This window comes from Kitasatospora viridis, from assembly GCF_007829815.1.
Taxonomy (GTDB): domain Bacteria; phylum Actinomycetota; class Actinomycetes; order Streptomycetales; family Streptomycetaceae; genus Kitasatospora; species Kitasatospora viridis.
This window is the reverse complement of sequence record NZ_VIWT01000001.1, coordinates 2,881,131-2,897,508: the sequence shown is the minus strand read 5'-3', so window position 1 is coordinate 2,897,508 and position 16,378 is coordinate 2,881,131. Positions and strand designations below refer to the sequence as shown.

General features: G+C 74.7%; 13 protein-coding genes. 6 read left to right on the top strand and 7 right to left on the bottom strand.

Annotation, left to right across the window (positions count from 1 at the left end; genetic code table 11):
- Positions 1-114: 114 nt before the first annotated feature.
- Positions 115-1,287, bottom strand: coding sequence for a sensor histidine kinase (locus FHX73_RS12895; protein ID WP_246213495.1), 1,173 nt, complete (start codon positions 1,285-1,287; stop codon positions 115-117).
- Positions 1,284-1,946: a response regulator gene (locus FHX73_RS12890; RefSeq protein WP_425461378.1), complete on the bottom strand. Its 663-nt coding sequence runs from the start codon at positions 1,944-1,946 to the stop codon at positions 1,284-1,286. Before FHX73_RS12890 ends, FHX73_RS12895 begins: the two co-directional genes overlap by 4 nt.
- 186 nt (positions 1,947-2,132) lie before the next feature.
- On the opposite strand from FHX73_RS12890, the gene FHX73_RS12885 reads away from it, so the two are divergent.
- Positions 2,133-3,962 carry a phosphatidylglycerol lysyltransferase domain-containing protein gene (locus FHX73_RS12885; RefSeq protein WP_211786185.1) on the top strand — a complete coding sequence of 610 codons (1,830 nt, stop codon included), beginning with the start codon at positions 2,133-2,135 and terminating at the stop codon, positions 3,960-3,962.
- 252 nt (positions 3,963-4,214) lie between these two features.
- Positions 4,215-4,967, top strand: coding sequence for a hypothetical protein (locus FHX73_RS44630; protein ID WP_170304904.1), 753 nt, complete (start codon positions 4,215-4,217; stop codon positions 4,965-4,967).
- A 64-nt stretch (positions 4,968-5,031) separates the two neighbouring features.
- On the opposite strand, the gene FHX73_RS12875 is transcribed toward FHX73_RS44630, so the two are convergent.
- The gene (locus FHX73_RS12875; protein WP_145905143.1) at positions 5,032-7,713 is read right to left on the bottom strand and encodes an ATP-binding SpoIIE family protein phosphatase; all 2,682 of its coding nucleotides are present in this window, start codon (positions 7,711-7,713) and stop codon (positions 5,032-5,034) included.
- Positions 7,714-7,973: 260 nt separating this feature from the next.
- On the opposite strand from FHX73_RS12875, the gene FHX73_RS45580 reads away from it, so the two are divergent.
- Genes FHX73_RS45580 through FHX73_RS12855 form a run of 4 tightly spaced genes read left to right on the top strand, consistent with a single transcriptional unit; the run spans position 7,974 to position 13,279 of the window.
- Complete coding sequence (locus FHX73_RS45580; RefSeq protein WP_145905142.1) at positions 7,974-9,197, top strand: rhodanese-like domain-containing protein; 1,224 nt, start codon at positions 7,974-7,976, stop codon at positions 9,195-9,197.
- A gap of 23 nt (positions 9,198-9,220) precedes the next feature.
- Positions 9,221-9,853 (top strand): DUF5819 family protein, encoded by a 633-nt coding sequence (locus FHX73_RS12865; protein ID WP_145905141.1) that lies wholly within the window; start codon positions 9,221-9,223, stop codon positions 9,851-9,853.
- The gene (locus tag FHX73_RS12860; protein WP_246213494.1) at positions 9,850-11,124 is read left to right on the top strand and encodes an HTTM domain-containing protein; all 1,275 of its coding nucleotides are present in this window, start codon (positions 9,850-9,852) and stop codon (positions 11,122-11,124) included. Before FHX73_RS12865 ends, FHX73_RS12860 begins: the two co-directional genes overlap by 4 nt.
- Positions 11,125-11,134: 10 nt before the next feature.
- Positions 11,135-13,279 (top strand): FUSC family protein, encoded by a 2,145-nt coding sequence (locus FHX73_RS12855; RefSeq protein WP_145905140.1) that lies wholly within the window; start codon positions 11,135-11,137, stop codon positions 13,277-13,279.
- Here the strand turns inward: FHX73_RS12855 and FHX73_RS12850 are convergent.
- The 4 genes from FHX73_RS12850 to FHX73_RS12835 form a co-directional block, all read right to left on the bottom strand.
- Complete coding sequence (locus tag FHX73_RS12850) at positions 13,268-14,041, bottom strand: TrmH family RNA methyltransferase (protein ID WP_145905139.1); 774 nt, start codon at positions 14,039-14,041, stop codon at positions 13,268-13,270. The two genes, FHX73_RS12855 and FHX73_RS12850, sit on opposite strands and share 12 nt — an antisense overlap.
- Before the next feature lie 22 nt (positions 14,042-14,063).
- Positions 14,064-14,531, bottom strand: a complete 468-nt coding sequence (locus tag FHX73_RS12845) for an SAM-dependent methyltransferase (protein WP_145905138.1) — start codon at positions 14,529-14,531, stop codon at positions 14,064-14,066.
- Positions 14,532-14,586: 55 nt separating this feature from the next.
- The gene (locus FHX73_RS12840; RefSeq protein WP_246213493.1) at positions 14,587-15,087 is read right to left on the bottom strand and encodes an HPP family protein; all 501 of its coding nucleotides are present in this window, start codon (positions 15,085-15,087) and stop codon (positions 14,587-14,589) included.
- A gap of 118 nt (positions 15,088-15,205) precedes the next feature.
- The gene (locus tag FHX73_RS12835) at positions 15,206-16,273 is read right to left on the bottom strand and encodes a hypothetical protein (protein WP_145905137.1); all 1,068 of its coding nucleotides are present in this window, start codon (positions 16,271-16,273) and stop codon (positions 15,206-15,208) included.
- Positions 16,274-16,378 lie beyond the last annotated feature (105 nt).

Sequence of the window (16,378 nt, the reverse complement as noted above, 5' to 3'; positions counted from 1 at the left end):
AACGAGTTCACACGAGGACCACCTGCGACCGTCGTTGGCCGAAAGTGTTCCACTGGTCACTCTTCGTCTTTGCATCCGATTTCGCCGGTTGCACCACCCGCTAGTGCCGCCAAGTCACCCGCACGGCCCAGCCGGGAGCTCGGCACGGACGGTGAACCCCGCGTCCAGGGTCGGCCCGGCGGTCAGCGTGCCGCCGAGCAGTTGGGCGCGCTCGCGAAGCCCGACCAGCCCGTGGCCGCCGCCCGGCAGCCCCGGGGCGGGCACCGAGGCCGGGGCCGGCCCGTTGCGCACCTCGACCAGCAGCCGCTCCCCCTCGTCACGCACCGTCACCCGCACCCGCGCCCCCGGCGCGTGCTTGCTGATGTTGGTGAGCGCCTCCTGCACCGTCCGGTAGGCGGCCCGCTGCACCGGCTCCGGCCACTCCTGCCCGCCCGGCGGCAGTTCCACCTCGGTGCACAGCCCGCTGTCCTCGATCAGCCGGGGCAGGTCGGCCAGCCGGGGCTGCGGCGGGGGCGGCGAGCCGTCCGGCACGGCGGGGCCGGCCGCCCGCAGCACCCCGACCATCTGCCGCAGCTCCTGCAGGGTCCGCACCGAGAGCTCCCGGATGGTCCGCGCGGTCCGCTCGGCCGCCGGATCGGTGGTGGACACCTGCAGTCCGCCGGCCTGCACGCTGATCAGGCTGACCTGGTGCGAGACCACGTCGTGCATCTCCCGGGCCAGCCTGGCCCGCTCGGTGGCCAGCACCCGCTCGGCCAGCAGCCGGGCCTCGCGCTGCTGGCCCCGGGTCAGCTCGGCCAGTCGGACCGTCAGCTCCCGGCGGGTGCGGGCCAGCCAGCCGACCGCCACCGGCGCGGTGCCGAGCAGCAGCGACTGCATCATCGCCAGCCCGTTGGACTGGGTGAGCGAGAACGGGTCGATCCCGGAGCTGGGTCCGGACTCGGACCAGGTGAAGTAGTCGGCGAGCGCGAAGGCCGCACCGCAGACCACCGCGGCGGCGGGCCGCCGGCGCTGCGCGGCGACCGAGTAGAGCGCCGTCCCGGAGGCGATCCAGCTGTCCGTGTAGAAGGTGCCCGGCAGGGCCAGCGCCATCGAGACCAGCGGCCACCTGGTGCGCAGCAGCAGCCCCGCGGCGCCCGCGCAGTTCAGCCAGGTCTTCCACCAGACCGTGTTGTGGTCCAGCAGCCAGCCCTCCAGCAGCGCCGTCGCCACCGGGAGCAGCAGCGCCGCCCAGTGGCCGGCGCGGGCGGGCCGCCGGGCGGACCCGGCGGCGGGCGGGCGCGCGCTCACCGCTGCGGGGGCCGGACCAGCCCGGCGCGGTGCGCGATCACCGCGGCCTGGACCCGGTTGGCCGCGCGGAGCTTGCCGAGGATCGCGCTGATGTGGTCCTTGACCGTGCCGGTGCCGAGGAAGAGCCGGTCGGCGATCTCCGCGTTGGCCAGGCCCTCGCCGAGCAGCGCCAGCACGTCCAGCTCCCGCCCGGTCAGGGTGCGGACCAGGGCGAGCGCGTCGGCGTCCGGCCCGCCGCCCTCGACGTAGCCGCCGATCACGGTTCTGGTGACCGCGGGCGAGAGCATCGAGCCGCCGCCGGCCAGCACCCGGACCGCGTGGACCAGCTGGTCCGGCGCGGTGTCCTTGAGCAGGAACCCGGCGGCGCCGCCGCGCAGCGCGGTGCCGATGTACTCGTCGGTGTCGAAGGTGGTGAGCATCGAGACGGCCGGCGGGTCGGGCAGCGCCCGCAGCAGCCGGAGCACCGAGAGCCCGTCCAGGTCGGGCATCCGGACGTCGAGCAGCACCACGTGCGGCCGCAGCCGCCTGGTCTGCTCCTCCGCCTCGCCGCCGGAGCAGGCGCCGACCAGCCGCAGGTCGGGGGCCGATCCGATGATCATCCCCAGGCCGGAGCGGACCAACAGCTCGTCATCCACGATCAGCACTCGGATCGGTTCCACGCCGGCTCCTCCTCGTCTCCGTGCACGGGACGAGCGTAGGGCTTCGGACGGTTGCCACCCCCGCCGATCGGCGGGGGCCGAATCCACTGCCCGCATCACGCGCACCGGTTCCCGTGTGAGCCACGATGGATGACGCGCCACCAGGTGCGGATGCGCGCCCCGACCTGATCGTTTGGAATTGAACCCGTGTCCTCCACCAGCAAGCAGCCGCCGTCGGTCCCGGATGCGCCCCGCCGCTCCCCGCTCGCCCGGATACGGCCCGTGGCCGCCGCCGGGACGGTCTGGTACCTGCGGCTGATCGCGCTGCTCAACCTGCTGGCGGTGGTCGCCGTGCCGTTCCGCAACACGGTGCGCACCCACTCCGAGGGCCAGTACTTCACGCCCTACCTGATGACGGCCGGCCTGGCCACGGCGGTGCTCTCGCTCTTCCTCGCGGTGGCGATGCGGCGGCGCAAGCGGGCCGCCTGGATCTTCAACTTCGGGCTCGGCGGCCTGACCTTCCTGCTCTACCTGCTGGCCCTGCTGGTGCCCGGCCAGGACCACTACGACAGCCACCCGTTCAACTACTTCTCCACCGTGCTGACCGGCCTGTTCATGCTCTGCCTGGTGGTCGGCCGCAAGGAGTTCACCTCCAAGGGCGACCGGTCCAACCCGCGGATGGCGGTGGCCACCTTCCTCGGCGGCCTGCTGGTCGGCGGCCTGATCGGCGAGGTGCTGGTCGACGTCAACAACACCCTGACCGGCTCGGGCTTCGGCGACCGGTTCCGGTACGCGATCTTCCGGATGATCACGGTCACCCCCTCGGACCGGGTGCTGGACGTGATCAACGTCCCGAACTGGGTGAACGCCTTCATCAACGCGATGGGCGCGGTGCTCTTCCTGCTGGTGCTCTACGTGGCCTTCCGCAGCCCGCGCGGCAAGGAGCTGCTCACCCGCGAGGACGAGGCCAAGCTGCGCGAGCTGCTGGACCGGCAGGGCGAGCGGGACTCGCTGGGCTACTTCGCCACCCGCCGGGACAAGGCGGTGATCTTCTCGCCCACCGGCAAGGCGGCCGTCACCTACCGGGTGGTCGGCGGGGTCTCGCTGGCCTCCGGCGATCCGATCGGCGACCCGGAGGCCTGGCCCGGCGCGATCGAGCTCTGGCTGGCCGAGGCCCGCGAGCACGCCTGGGCGCCCGCCGTCACCGGCGCCTCCGAGGAGGCCGGGGTGATCTACGCCCGGCACGGGCTGGACGCGCTGGAGCTGGGCGACGAGGCGATCGTCGAGCTGGACGAGTTCTCCCTGGAGGGCCGGGCCATGCGGGTGGTCCGGCAGGCCTACAACCGGGTCAAGCGGGCCGGCTACACCGTCCGGATCCGTCGGCACGAGGACATCCCCGAGGCCGAGATGTTCGCCCTGCTGGACGCCGCCGACCACTGGCGGGACGGCCAGACCGAGCGCGGCTTCTCGATGGCGCTGGGCCGGCTCGGCGACGTGGCCGACGGGCGCTGCGTGATGCTGGAGTGCCACGACGGCGAGGGCCGGCTGCGGGCCCTGCTGAGCTTCGTGCCGTGGGGCGAGAAGGGCCTCTCACTGGACCTGATGCGCCGTGACCGGGAGTCCGAGAACGGGCTGGTCGAGTTCATGGTGATCGAACTGCTGGAGAAGGGCGGCAAGGAACTGCAGCTGGAGCGGGTTTCGCTGAACTTCGCGATGTTCCGCTCGGTCTTCGAGCGCGGCTCCAAGCTGGGCGCCGGTCCGGTGCTGCGGCTTTGGCGCTCGGTGCTCGGCTTCTTCTCCCGCTGGTGGCAGATCGAATCGCTGTACCGGGCCAACGCGAAGTACCGGCCGATCTGGGAGCCCCGCTACCTGCTCTTCGAGAAGAGCAGCGAACTGCCCAGGATCGGCATCGCCAATGCCCGTGCGGAGGGCTTCATCACCGCACCGAGCCTCCCGTCACTCTTCCGTCGCCGGCACCGGCGCCCGCTCACCGCGGAGCCGTCGGCGCCCACGGCGGAAGGCGGCGGGCAGGGGTAGCCCTCCGCCGGGGGGCGGAGGGACCTGGGGGACCCGTACGGGGTGAATCGGGGTTTGCCCCTACCGAATCCCGGGCAACCGACGGGGTTTCGAATGTGACGACTCCCTCTCGAGGATGACGGGAATATCGGTATCGAGAGCGAGTCGCCGGTTGTTGCAACTGCCTAGGCTGGAGAGTGAAGCGAACCGGGTTCGGGGCCCGGGAACGGACCGTGATCGACGCAATTGCGAAGACGGACGAGAGAGGCTGTCGTGAATCAGAAGACCCACGCGGGGGACGCGCGACGGGGGCGGCTGGCAGTGGTCCAGCGGTTCGCCGTCGCCGAGTGGGGAACCCTGTTCGGCACGGTGTGGGAACGGCTGCGGACCAAGAAGTTCGCGGCCGTACCGATGGCCACCGGTGCCACGTTGTTGATCCTGGCCTTCAGCATCGTGCAGCACCTGCCGCACGGTGAGCAGCTCGTCGAGCGGGTCGGCGTGGTGAAGGCCGCGCAGCCGTTGGACGTGTCGCTGCTGCGCACGCCGTTCTCGCTGTTCGTGCCCGCGCTCGACCTGCCGGTCTGGGGGGCGCTGGCCCAGGTGCTGCTGGTCTTCGGGATCGCCGAGATCGTGCTGGGCCGCCGGGCCACCGTGGTGATCGCCTACGCCTGCACGCTGGCCGGCACGCTGTTCGCCCGGATAGGGGTGCGGATCGGTCCGGAGCACCTGTTCGGCTTCCCGTCCTCGGTCGCCCACCTGCGGGACACCGGTCCGTCGGCCGCCGTGGTGGCGCTGGCGGTCTGCGTGGCCTGGAAGACCCGGGCCTGGGCCACCGGCACCGGTGTGGTGGTGGTGATGGTCGCCGAGGTGATCGCGATACCGAACCTGGCCGGCATGGAGCACCTGGTGGCGATCACCACCGCCGTGCTGCTGGCCGCCACCGCCGAGGTCTTCGGCAGCTACTGGCCGCGGGTGCTGAACGGGGTCGGTGCGGCCAGGCTGTTCGCCGGCCAGCGCACCGCCTGACGCAGCGTCGCAACGGCAGAGCGCGCCGCCCGGAGTCGGGCGGCGCGCTCTGCCGTTGCGGGTCTCAGTCCTGGGCGGGGCGGGGCTGGCGGGGCAGCGGCTGCTCGAACCAGACCACCTTGCCGACCGCCTTGCGGGCCGTCCCCCAGCGCTCGGCCAGCTTGCTCACCAGGTTGAGCCCGCGGCCGTTCTCGTCCATCGACTCGGCCGGCTCCAGCGAGGGCAGGTTGTGGTTGTCGTCGCTCACCTCGACCAGCAGCTTGTCCACCCGGATCAGCTGCAGCTGCACGTAGTCCCGGGCCACCCGGACGGCGTTCGTGACCAGCTCGCTGACCAGCAGCTCGGTGGTGTCGCCGAGCGCCTCCAGCCCCCAGGCGGACAGCTGCGCGCGGACCAGCCCGCGGGCCCGGCCGACCTCGGCGGTGTCCACCGCCAGGGTCCAGGTGGCCACCTCGGTCTCCGCGACCCCGTCGAACCGGGCCACCAGCAGGGCCACGTCGTCCTTGCGGTCCTCCGAGTGCAGGCGGTCCAGCACGGTGTCGCAGGCCTCGTCCGGGGTGCGGCGCGGGTCGATCAGGTTGCCGCAGAGCGCGGCCAGCCCGGCTCCTATGTCGCCCCCGCGGACCTCGACCAGCCCGTCGGTGCACATCACCAGCATCGAGCCGTCGGTCACCTCGATCCGCTTGGCCACGAACGGCACCCCGCCGACCCCGATCGGCGCGCCGGCCGGGATCTCCAGCAGCTCGCCGCGCCCGTCCGGATGGACCAGCACCGGCGGCACGTGCCCGGCGCTGGCCAGGTCGCAGGTCCGGTTGATCGGGTCGTAGACGGCGTAGAGGCAGGTGGCCAGGTGGTCGTCGCCGATCTTCTGGGCCAGGTTGTCCAGGTGCCGCAGCAGCTGGCCCGGCGGCAGGTCGAGCGCGGCCAGGGTCTGCATCGCGGTGCGGTAGCGGCCCATCGCGGCGGCCGAGTGCAGGCCGTGGCCCATCACGTCGCCGACCACCAGGGCGACCCGGCTGCCGGGCAGCTGGATCGCGTCGAACCAGTCGCCGCCGACCTCGGCCCGCCGGTCGCCGGGCATGTAGCGGTGGGCGATCTGCACGCCGGGGATCTGCGGCGGGCGGGTCGGGATCATCGAGCGCTGCAGGGTGGTGGCGACCTTGGACTCGGCCCGGTGCAGCCGGGCGTTGTCCAGCGAGAGCGCGGCCCGGGCGGCCAGCTCCAGCAGGGTGGCCGCCTCCGACTCGTCGAACGGCGCGCGGTCGGGCAGCCGGAGCAGCTTCAGGATGCCCAGCACGGTGCCGCGCGCGGAGAGCGGCAGCACCAGCATCGAGCGGCCGGAGACCACCGGCACCAGGCCGGGCCCGCCGCCCAGCGAGGCCGCGTAGTCCACCGCGAGGTCCTCGCCGACGGTGGGCACCAGCACCGCCTGGTTGTTCTGCAGCGCCATGCCGGGCGGGGTGGAGCGCGGCATCGCCAGCAGCGCGCCCTCGTCCAGCACGTGGCTCCACTGCTGCGGGGAGTTGTGGAAGCTGCGGGCCACCCGGCGCAGCATGGTGTCGTCGTCCGGCCGCTCCTCGGGCAGTTCGGCGTCCGAGATCAGCCGGTCCAGCAGGTCCACGCAGGCGAAGTCGGCGACCCGGGGGACCAGCACCTGGCAGAGCTCGCGGGCGGTGGCGTCCAGGTCCAGGGTGGTGCCGACCTTGGAGCCGACCTCGTTGAGCAGGGTCAGCTGCTCGCCGGCCTGACCGTTCGTCAGCAGCGGGGTCAGCTGCTCGGCCGCCCTCCCCCGGATCCCGGCGTCCTGCGGGACGGCGGCCCGGGGCGCGGGCACCGCCGGCTCGGGCCGGACGGCCGCCTCGGGCTCCGGCACCACCCGCAGGCCCAGCGGGCCGCCCTGCGCCTCCGCGCGGGGCGAACCGCGCTCGGCGCTGGCCCGCTGCTGGGCGGTCGGGTAGCGCCGGCCCAGCCCGGCGGCCAGCGCGGCCACCCCGGCGGTCGGCGGCTCGTAGGGCACCACCGGCAGCTTGGTGCCGGCGTCCACCCAGAGCGCCGGCAGCCCCGCGGCGGCCACCTGACGGAGCAGCACCTTCTGCCGCCCGGCCGGCAGCCGGTTCAGCAGCGGGGCCAGCGGGCCGGCGCCGCCGGGGGTGATCGGGCCGAGGGTGGCGGAGATCCAGTGGAAGGCGCCCTGCCCGGCCTCGGCGGCCGCGTACGGCAGCAGCCGGCGGCCGATCGCGATCCGCGGTCCGCGGGCCCGCAGCGGCCGGGCGTCGGCGGCCAGCACCAGCAGGCTGCGGCCCTCCGGCTCGACCAGCGGGTAGGCCCACCAGAGCACCGAGCGGCCGCGGTCCTCCCGGTCGGTGACCGGCATCAGGCCGGCCCAGGCGCCGGCCCCGGTGAGGTCGTCCAGGGTGTCGAAGGCGTCGCAGCGCCGCCCGGCCGGGGACGGGGCCTCGCTCGGCACCCGCGGCTCGACGGCCGGCAGCAGCCCGCTGGCGGCCCGGCCCTGGACCGCCTCGGTGCGGTGGCCGAAGAGCTCCTCGGCCGCCCGGCTCCAGAGCGCGATCCGGCCGTCCGGGTCGATCAGCACGGCCGCCAGCCGCACCATCGCCACCACGCCGGCCGGCTGCTGCCCGGCCGGGTCGGCCGGGCCGTCCTGGGCGCGCGGGGCCGAGGCCAACGCGCCCAGGGCCCGGGGGAGTTCGCTCGTGGTGTCCGCTGTGGAGTTCGGGTCGTCCGCCATGGGTCTGGTACCGCTCCCGCCTGTCCGGCCGCGCTCGGGCCGCCATCTTCGCGGCTGTTCAGGCCTGTCTCGCTGTTGCCGCTCCCAGCGAAGCACGGACGGACCGGGGACCGGTACCGAAACCGTCAGATTCCTCAGTATCAGTTGCGTGTCACCCAGCGTGCGCCGTGCCGCACGCCCTGTCCATCGTTTACTGGCCGGAATTCGCCGCCGGAAAACGCGCCGACCGGTGGCGGGCGCGGCCCGGGTAGGCTCGCCGGGTGGATGAGCGAGGCGACGTGCAGACCCCGGTGCCGTGGTTCGACCCCGAGACGGCGATGCTGGAGGAGAGGGTCGCGGCCACCGAGCTGGCCTGGCTGACCCTGGACGTGGACGTGGCCACGCTGCGGGTGGAGATCGACAACTTCGCGCTGGTCCACCACCAGCGCCTGGGCCCGCTCTACGCGCGGCTGGACGAGCTGGAGGCGCTGGTCGCCGAGGCCCGGGCGGCGCGCACCGGCGACCCGGAGGACCTGCGGCGGGCCGCCGAGGCCCGCCAGGTGGTGGCCGAACTGCCCGACCTGGACGCGCTCTTCGACAGCGTCCGGCAGGCCGAGCGGCAGTCGCCGGACGAGCGGCGGGCTCCGGCCGAACCCGAGCCGGTGCGCCGGGTGCGCCCCGGCAAGGAGGCCCAGCGGCTCTACCGCGAGCTGGCCCGGGCCGCCCACCCCGACCTGGCCCAGGACCCGGCCGAGCAGGAGCGCCGCTCCGTCTTCATCGCCCGGGCCAACGAGGCCTACGGGCGCGGCGACGCCGAGGCGCTGCGGGCACTGGCCGAGGAGTGGTCCACCGCCCCCGAGGCGGCCCCGCTGCCGGGCGCGCCGGAGCGCGGCGAGTGGCTGCACCAGCGGCTGGCCTGGCTGACCGCGCGGATCGGCGAGCTGGCGGCCGAGCGGGTCCGGCTGGAGTCCACCGCGATGGGCTCGCTGCTGGTGATGGCCCCCGGGGACCCGGAGCAGCTGCTGGCCGAGTTGGCCGACCAACTGCTGGCCGGTGCGGCCGAGCGGCAGCGCGAACTGGAGGGGCTGCTCGGTGCTCCGGCCCCGAACGGCGGCCGCGGCAGGCACAATGGGGCCGCTGTGCCCCCACGACCCGAGCCCGGACAGGAGACCCCGAGCATGTTCCAGCAGATCCCCACCGCCCCGGTCGAGACGGTGCCCGCCGAGGCGGTGCTGATCGACGTGCGCGAGCAGGACGAGTGGGACGCCGGGCACGCCGCGGGCGCCCTGCACATCCCGATGAGCCAGTTCACCGCCCGGCTGGACGAGCTGCCGGACGCGCCGCTGTACGTGGTCTGCCGGGTCGGCGGCCGCTCCGCCCAGGTGGTGCAGTACCTGGTGGCGAACGGCCGGGAGGCGTTCAACGTGGACGGCGGGATGTTCGCCTGGGAGCAGGCCGGCCGCCCGCTGGTCTCCGGCTCGGGCGCCGAGGCCTTCGTCCTCTAGCGGCCGCGGGACGGGGAGGACGGATGGCGCAGCAGCCCGCCGAGGGCCGCCGCTGGTCGCTGCCCGCGCTGGTGGTGCTGACCGGCGCCGGGGTGGCGCTGCTGGCCGCGACCGGGGTGCTGCTCGGCGCGCTGCTGCTGGCCGACGCCCCGCCGAACTCCTTCTCCACCAGCCACCAGTCCCAGTTGGACGGCCTGGTCTACCCGGAGTTCGAGCAGAACTGGAAGCTCTTCGCGCCCGACCCGTTGCAGGTCAACACCGACGTGCAGGCCCGGCTGCGCAGCGCGGCCGGGGACGGCTCCTGGGTGGACCTGACGGCCCAGGACGTGGCCGCGATCCGGCACAACCCGTTCCCCAGCCACGCCGACCAGAACCTGCTGCGCCGCGCCTGGGACTTCTACGACGGCACCCACGACGGCCAGGAGGCGCCCACCTCCGGGGAGCGCAGCTCGCTGGCCGTCGAGTACCTGAAGCGGATCGCGCTGCAGCGGCTCGGGCACGTGGCGGGCGGCGAGCCGGTGACCGGGGTCCAGCTGCGGGCCCGGACCACGCCGGTCGCGCCGCCGAGCTGGGGCCCGGGCCGCTCCGTCGACCCGCCGCAGCTGCGCGAGCTGCCCTGGTGGCCCGTCACCTCCTACGACTGGCAGGACCTGTGACGAACCACCAGGAGCACGGCGCGGAGCACGACCTGGCGGCGGAGGGCACCGGGCTGCTGTCCGGCATCCCGCGCCAGGCCGGGCCCGCCCGCGCCGCCGCGCCGCCGCCCGCGCCGGCCGCCCGGCCCACCCCGGTCGAACAGCTCGGCGCGGCGGTGCTGGCCGCCGCGAACGCCTTCAGCGGCCCGCCGCGGGCCCGCCACCAGGCGGCCGCGGTGCGGATCGGCTTCGCCCTGGTGGTGCTGGTGCAGTTCCTGCGCGAGTGGCCGAACCGCCGCGAGCTGTACGGCGACCGGGCGGCCTGGAGCCTGCCGCTGGCCCGGTCGCTGCAGCAGCAGACGCACGCCTTCTCGGTGCTCGGCTGGCAGGACGGCCGCTGGTGGTTCGAGGGCTGCTACGCGCTGGTGCTGGTCGCCGCGGTGCTGATGCTGCTCGGCTGGCGGACCAGGTTCAGCTCGGTGCTCTTCCTGGTCGCCGTGGTCTCGGTGCAGAACCGCAGCGTGCTGGTCGGCGACGGGGGCGACAACCTGGTCCACCTGATGGCGATCTACCTGGCCTTCACCCGCTGCGCCGAGGTCTGGTCGCTGGACGCCCGGCGGCGGGCCCGGGGCGGCGGGGCCGGGGCGGCGGGGGTGCTGCTCTGGCTGCTCGCCGGCGCGGCCCTGGCCGGGGCCGAGGCGGCGGGACGGATCTCCTGGTCGGACCCGGGCTGGTCCGGCCCGGGCTGGGCGGCGCTGCTCTGGACCCTGTGGGCGGTGGCCGGGGCCTGGTGGGCCGTCGACCGCCGGTGGCCCGACGGCGAGCCGCGCGCGGTGCTGGACGCGCTGGGCAGCATGGTGCACCACTGCGCGATGCTGGTGATCGCCGGTCAGGTGGTGCTGGTGTACGCCACCGCCGGGCTCTACAAGGTGCAGGGCAGCCGCTGGCAGGACGGCACCGCGCTCTGGTACCCGCTGCACCTGGACTACTTCACGCCGTGGCCGGGCCCGGCCCACCTGCTGGCGGCGAGCTCGCTGGTGGTCCTGCTGCTCTCCTACGGGACCGTGCTGCTCCAGGTGGCCTTCCCGTTCGCGCTCGCGAACCGGCGGTTGAAGAACGCGCTGCTGGTGGTGATGCTGCTGGAGCACGTGGGGATCGCGGTGCTGCTCGGGCTGCCGCTCTTCTCGCTGGCGATGCTCGCGGCGGACGCGGTGTTCCTGCCCGGTGCGCTGCTGGTCAGGGTGGGTGGTTGGCGGTCCGTCAGGTCGATCGGGCCGGAGCGCCCCGCCTAGACTGACCGTTATGTCGTGGTTCGCAGCTCTTCGTCACACCGGACGGGCGGGGCTGAGCTGGGAACGCGCGCTCAGCGATCCCAAGCGGTCGGCCCGCGGCGCCCTGGCGGTGGCCCTGGTGGTCTTCCCGGTGCTGGCGATCGGCGGGCCCAGGGAGGCCACCTCGGCCGCGATGGGCGCCTTCATCGCCGGCACCGCGACCTTCCAGCGCAGCTTCCGGCCGCGGCCCACCCTGGCGCTGGCGGCCGGCATCGGACTGGGCGTCAGCACCTTCCTCGGCTACCTCGCGGTCAGCGTGCCGGGGATGTTCCCGCTGCTGCTGGCCGCCTGGTCGTTCGCGGCGGGCCTGGCCTGGGCACTCGGCCCGAGCGCCGGGGTGGTGTCCGCCAACACCGTCACGGTGATGCTGGTCGTGGTGCAGCTGCCGGTCAGCGTGCCGACCGCGGCGGCGCACGCGCTGCTCTGCGCGATCGGCGGCGCGGTGCAGGCGCTGGTGATCACCGTGCTGCCGATCCGCAACTGGGGCGCCCAGCGGGACGCGCTGGCCGACGCCTACGCGGAGCTGGCGCACTACGCCCGCCGGCTGCGGCACGAGCCGCACGCCGCCTTCGACCCCGAGGCGATGATGCTGGCCCGGCACGCCGCCGCCCTGACGGCCTGGCAGGAGCGCCGCCGCCCGCCCGAGCTGCACGGCCTGCGGGCGATCGCCGAGCGGATCCGGCCGGCCCTGGCGGCGATCGCCGACCCGGAGATCGGCGCCGCCCCCGAGGGCCCGGAGCGGGACCGGGCCCGCGAGGTGCTGGCCGGCGCGGCCCAGCTGCTGGACGCGCTGGCCCGGGCGATCCGCTCCGGCGAGCCGCTGGTCTACCCGAAGTCCACCCCGGCCGCCCTCGCCCCGCCCGGGCCGCCGGTGCTGCGCGGCCCCGCGCTGCGCGCCTCGCGCCGGCTCACCAGCCAGCTCAGCCGGGCCGCCGGCGCGCTGGAGCAGGGCCGGGAGACCCCGCTGGCCGGACCGGTGGCCGGCCCGGACGGCGTGCTGCACCGGCCGGGGCTGGCCGGCATGGTGCCGGTGGCGGTGCGGGCCGGCTGGCGGCAGGTCAGCCTGGGCACGCCGGTGCTGCACCACGCGGTGCGGCTGGCCGGCGTGGTCACCACCGCCTACCTGCTGGCCAAGCTGACCGGCCTGCACCACAGCTACTGGGCGGCGATGACGGCCGCGATGGTGATCCGCCCGGACTTCGGCCAGACCTACAGCCGGGGCGTGGCCCGGGTGGCCGGCACCGTGGTCGGGGTGGTGCTGGCCACCGCCGTGGTGGAGCTGGCCCGCCCCGGCCAGTGGATCTCCTGCGCGCTCGCGGTGCTCTGCATCGGCGGCGCCTACCTGACCCTGAAGACCGGTTACGCGGTGACCACCACGTGCATCTCGGCCTACGTGGTCTTCCTGCTCGACCTGCAGCCCGGCAGCGCGGTGCACACCGCCTGGGAGCGGGTGCTGATGACACTGCTCGGCGGCGCGGTGGCGCTGCTCGCCTACGCGCTCTTCCCGACCTGGGAGACCTCCCGGCTGCCGGAGCGCACCGCCGAGTGGATCGCCGCGCTGGGCCGGTACGCGGCGGCGGTGCTGGCCGGCTACGGCGATCCGGCCGGGCGCGACCCGCACACCGTGCGCACCGCCCTGCTGGACACCCGGGAGGCCCGGTCGGACTTCCTGCAGGCCCGGGAGCGGGCCGCCGCCGAGCCGGTCCGGCTGGCCACCCACTCCCCCCAGCTGACCCGCAAGCAGCTGGCCCGGACGCAGGAGGCGTTGAGCTACCTGTCCCGGGTCGGGCTGCTGATGGAGGCCCACCTGCCGCCCGGGGACGCCGAGCCGGTGCCGGGCGCGCGGGAGTTCGGTGAGCGGCTGGCCGAGGCCACCGCGGCGGCCGGGGCGGCGGTGCTGACCGGTGCGCCGGTGGACTTCGCCGCGCTGCGGGCGGCGCACCGGGACTGGGAGCGGTCCGAGCAGCCGGCCACCGACCCGGAGCTGGCCTACACCCACCGGGGCAGCGAGCAGCAGGACGTGGTGCGCTCCGGCAGCCGCCTGCTGCTCACCGCGCTCGGCGAGCTGGAGCGGGCGCTGAAGCGGGGCCAGCCGGAGTCGGCGTCAGTCTCCTGACGCGGTGTGCGACATCCAGTGGAACAGCCCCATGCCCACCGAGGTGGCCAGGTTGAAGCTGGAGACCTGCGGCCGCATCGGGATCGCCAGCAGGCCGTCGGCGCTGGCCCGCAGCTCGGCCGAGACGCCGTGCCGCTCGGAGCCGAAGACCAGCAGGGCGTCGTCCGGCAGCCGCACCGAGCGGATGTCCTCGCCCTCCGGGTCCAGCACGAAGCGCGGGCCGGGCGGCAGGCCGTCGGCGGGCAGCCGGGCGACGGCGGTGGCGTAGTGCAGCCCGGCGCCGGCCCGCACCACGGTCGGGTGCCAGGGGTCCAGGTCGCCGGTGGTGACCACGCCGGTGACGCCGAAGCCGGCCGCCAGCCGGACCACCGCGCCGACGTTGCCGAGGTTGCGCGGGTTGTCGAGCACCACCACGGGCGCGGGCCGCGGCAGCGCCCGCAGCCGGTCCAACTGGCCCTGCCGGTCCGGCCGGACGGCCAGCGCGGCCACCCCGGTCGGGTGCGGCCGGGGCACTAGGGCGCGCAGCTCGGCGGCCGGCACCGGGACGGCGGCGGCGAGCACCCGCTCGGCCACGTCCGGGGCCAGCCGGCCGGCCAGTTCGGCCAGGCCGGCCGGGTCGCTGGTGACCACCGCGCGCAGTTCGCCGCCGAACCGCAGGGTGTGCTTGAGCGCGTGGAAGCCGTCGATCAGCAGGCTGTCCGGCTCGGTGGCGGCGGCCCGCCAGTGCCGCAGCGCGGCGGCGGGCTCCTGGTGCGTGGTCATGGCAGCCACTCTCGCACGGGGGTCAGTAGTACTCCTGCATCAGCTCGGTGGCCCACGCGGGCTGGACGGTCGGCTCCAGCGGGCCGAACTCGGCCATCCACGGCTTGAGGTCGAGCACCGGGGTGCCGTCCACCGCGTCCAGGCCGGCCACGTGCAGGTCGAGGCCGTCCAGGGCGATCAGCCGGCAGCGGGAGATGCCGATCCGGTTGGGGCGGTTCTTGCCGCGCTGGGCGAAGATGCCCACCTCGGGCCAGTCCGGGTTGCCGCGCGGGCGCCGGGCGGTGGTCTCGATCTTCTCGGGGGCCACCTTGTGGAAGTGGAAGACCACCTCCAGGTGCGAGAAGGCGTCCAGCCCGCGCAGCGCCTCGGCGGTGTACTGCGCGCCGTCGAGGCGGATCACGGCCCGCTCGCGGCCCCAGTCGTCGTCCTCGACCGCCACCCGGCCGCCGACCACCAGGCCGATCGGACGCACCGTCACGTCGTCAGTCATCCCGTACCACTCCCCCTGTCCGTAGGTGGGGTCGATCCTGCCCTACCTGCCGGACCTACCAGGCGGCCGGGTAGCGCACCGCCGTCGGGCCGAGCAGGCCGGCCAGCCAGCCGATCAGCACCAGGAGCGCGGTGGCCAGCGCCAGCAGGGGGAGGAAGGGCAGCAGGTGGGCGCCCTGCAGGACGACGATCACCGAGGTGGCGGCGGCCGGGGAGTGCGGCAGCCGGGCGATCATCATGGTGATCAGGGCGATCCCGCCGGCCACCGCCGCGCCCCACATGGTCCGGCCGGTGACCGCCAGGGTGGCGAAGCCGACGACGGCGCTCACCAGGTGGCCGCCCACCACGTTGCGCGGCTGGGAGATCGGCAGCCGGGGCGCGCCGTGCACCAGGGCCGCGCTGGCCGCCAGCGGCGGGATCAGCAGCGGCGCGCCGAGCAGCACGCCGAGGCCGACCAGCAGCAGGAGGGCGCCGATCGAGAAGGCGCCGGCGCGCAGGGCGTTCAGCGGATGGTGCGGGAGGTGCGGGCGGTGCGGTCGGTGGGCGGTCTCGGGCACGGCGACTCCACGGGTGAGGGTGCTGTGGGGTTGCCGTCGAGACTAGGTGGAGCTGCGAGGACGCGGCCAGGCGTCTTGCCTCCTGGACAAGTCGTTTGGACGAAGGCACCAGCGCGTGTCAGTCCCACTCCCAGCGGATGCCGGTCTGCCCGGGCTGCTGCTCGGTGGCGAGCGCGTGCACGCTGGCCGAGGCGCCGATCCAGAGCCGTTCGCGCAGCCGGTCCCGCTCCTCGCCGCCGTCCCGCTCGTAGCGCTCGCAGTGCGCGGGCAGGGCGGCCGGGTCGAAGTGCACCTGGAGCACGAACTCGCGCACCGGCACCGCGAACCGCCGGGCGTACAGGGTGGTCGGGCCGGCCGGCGGGAGTTCGACCTCGTACTCGAAGACCGCCGAGTCGCCCAGGCCCAGCGGCCGGTCCAGCAGCAGTTCGGAGACCAGCAGTCCGGTCTGCTGGTTGCGCCGCACCCGGCCGAGCCGGGCGTGCCGCACCGAGGTGATCTCGGGGCAGCCGTTCGCGTCCTCGTCGGACTTCTGCACCACCAGGCAGCGGGTGACGCCGTTGGTGGTGGCCCGCACCACCTGGCGGGTGCGCAGCAGTTGGCCCTGCCGCTCGGCGCCGACGTAGTAGGCGTCGTGGATGCTCAGGCGCTCCAGTTCGCCGATCGGCGGCGCGTCGAGCTCCTGGAAGACCTCGGCGACCTGCTGGTTCTCCGGCCAGAGTTCGGTGATCGGCAGGCTGTCGGGGGTGTGTTGGGAGACCCAGCGGCCGCGCGGACGGGGCGGGCCGAGCAGGCTGGAGAGCGAGCGCTCCTCCAGGCCGAGCAGGTCCTCCAGCAGGGCGACGGCGCGCACCGAGGCGGCCCGTTCGGGCTGGCTGCGCCCGCGCCGCCAGTAACTCAGCGTGGTGACACTGACTCTGACGCCCTGTTGGGCGAGTTCGGTCCTGATCCGGTCCAGGCTGAGTCCGCTGGCCTCGATGGCGCCGTGCAGGGTCTGCGCGAAGCCGCCGTGGCAGCTCGGCACGGTGACCGGGGCGACCGCGGTTGCCTGGGAGCCCGCTGGGAGCGCGGGGGTGGCAGGGAGCCGGGTGGCCGGGCCGGGCGGGGCCGGGTCGAAGACGGTCGGGACGGGTGACCGGTGTGCGACCAGGCGCAGGTGTCCGGCGTTCTGCTGGTACTGCGAGCCCATGCGAATAACCTTCCCCACCAGCCGCCCCGTTTTGCCCGAGACTTAACGCGGCGGGACCGGCTCGATGGTGTTGTGGGGACACCATCGAGCTGCAGGAACCTTACG

Excerpts from the sequence above, each read along its gene's own strand:
- FHX73_RS12875 (WP_145905143.1), bottom strand. The coding sequence starts at position 7,713 with ATGGCGGACGACCCGAACTCCACAGCGGACACCACGAGCGAACTCCCC.
- FHX73_RS12865 (WP_145905141.1), top strand. The coding sequence starts at position 9,221 with ATGGCGCAGCAGCCCGCCGAGGGCCGCCGCTGGTCGCTGCCCGCGCTG.
- FHX73_RS12855 (WP_145905140.1), top strand. The coding sequence starts at position 11,135 with ATGTCGTGGTTCGCAGCTCTTCGTCACACCGGACGGGCGGGGCTGAGC.
- FHX73_RS12850 (WP_145905139.1), bottom strand. The coding sequence starts at position 14,041 with ATGACCACGCACCAGGAGCCCGCCGCCGCGCTGCGGCACTGGCGGGCC.
- FHX73_RS12845 (WP_145905138.1), bottom strand. The coding sequence starts at position 14,531 with ATGACTGACGACGTGACGGTGCGTCCGATCGGCCTGGTGGTCGGCGGC.
- FHX73_RS12835 (WP_145905137.1), bottom strand. The coding sequence starts at position 16,273 with ATGGGCTCGCAGTACCAGCAGAACGCCGGACACCTGCGCCTGGTCGCA.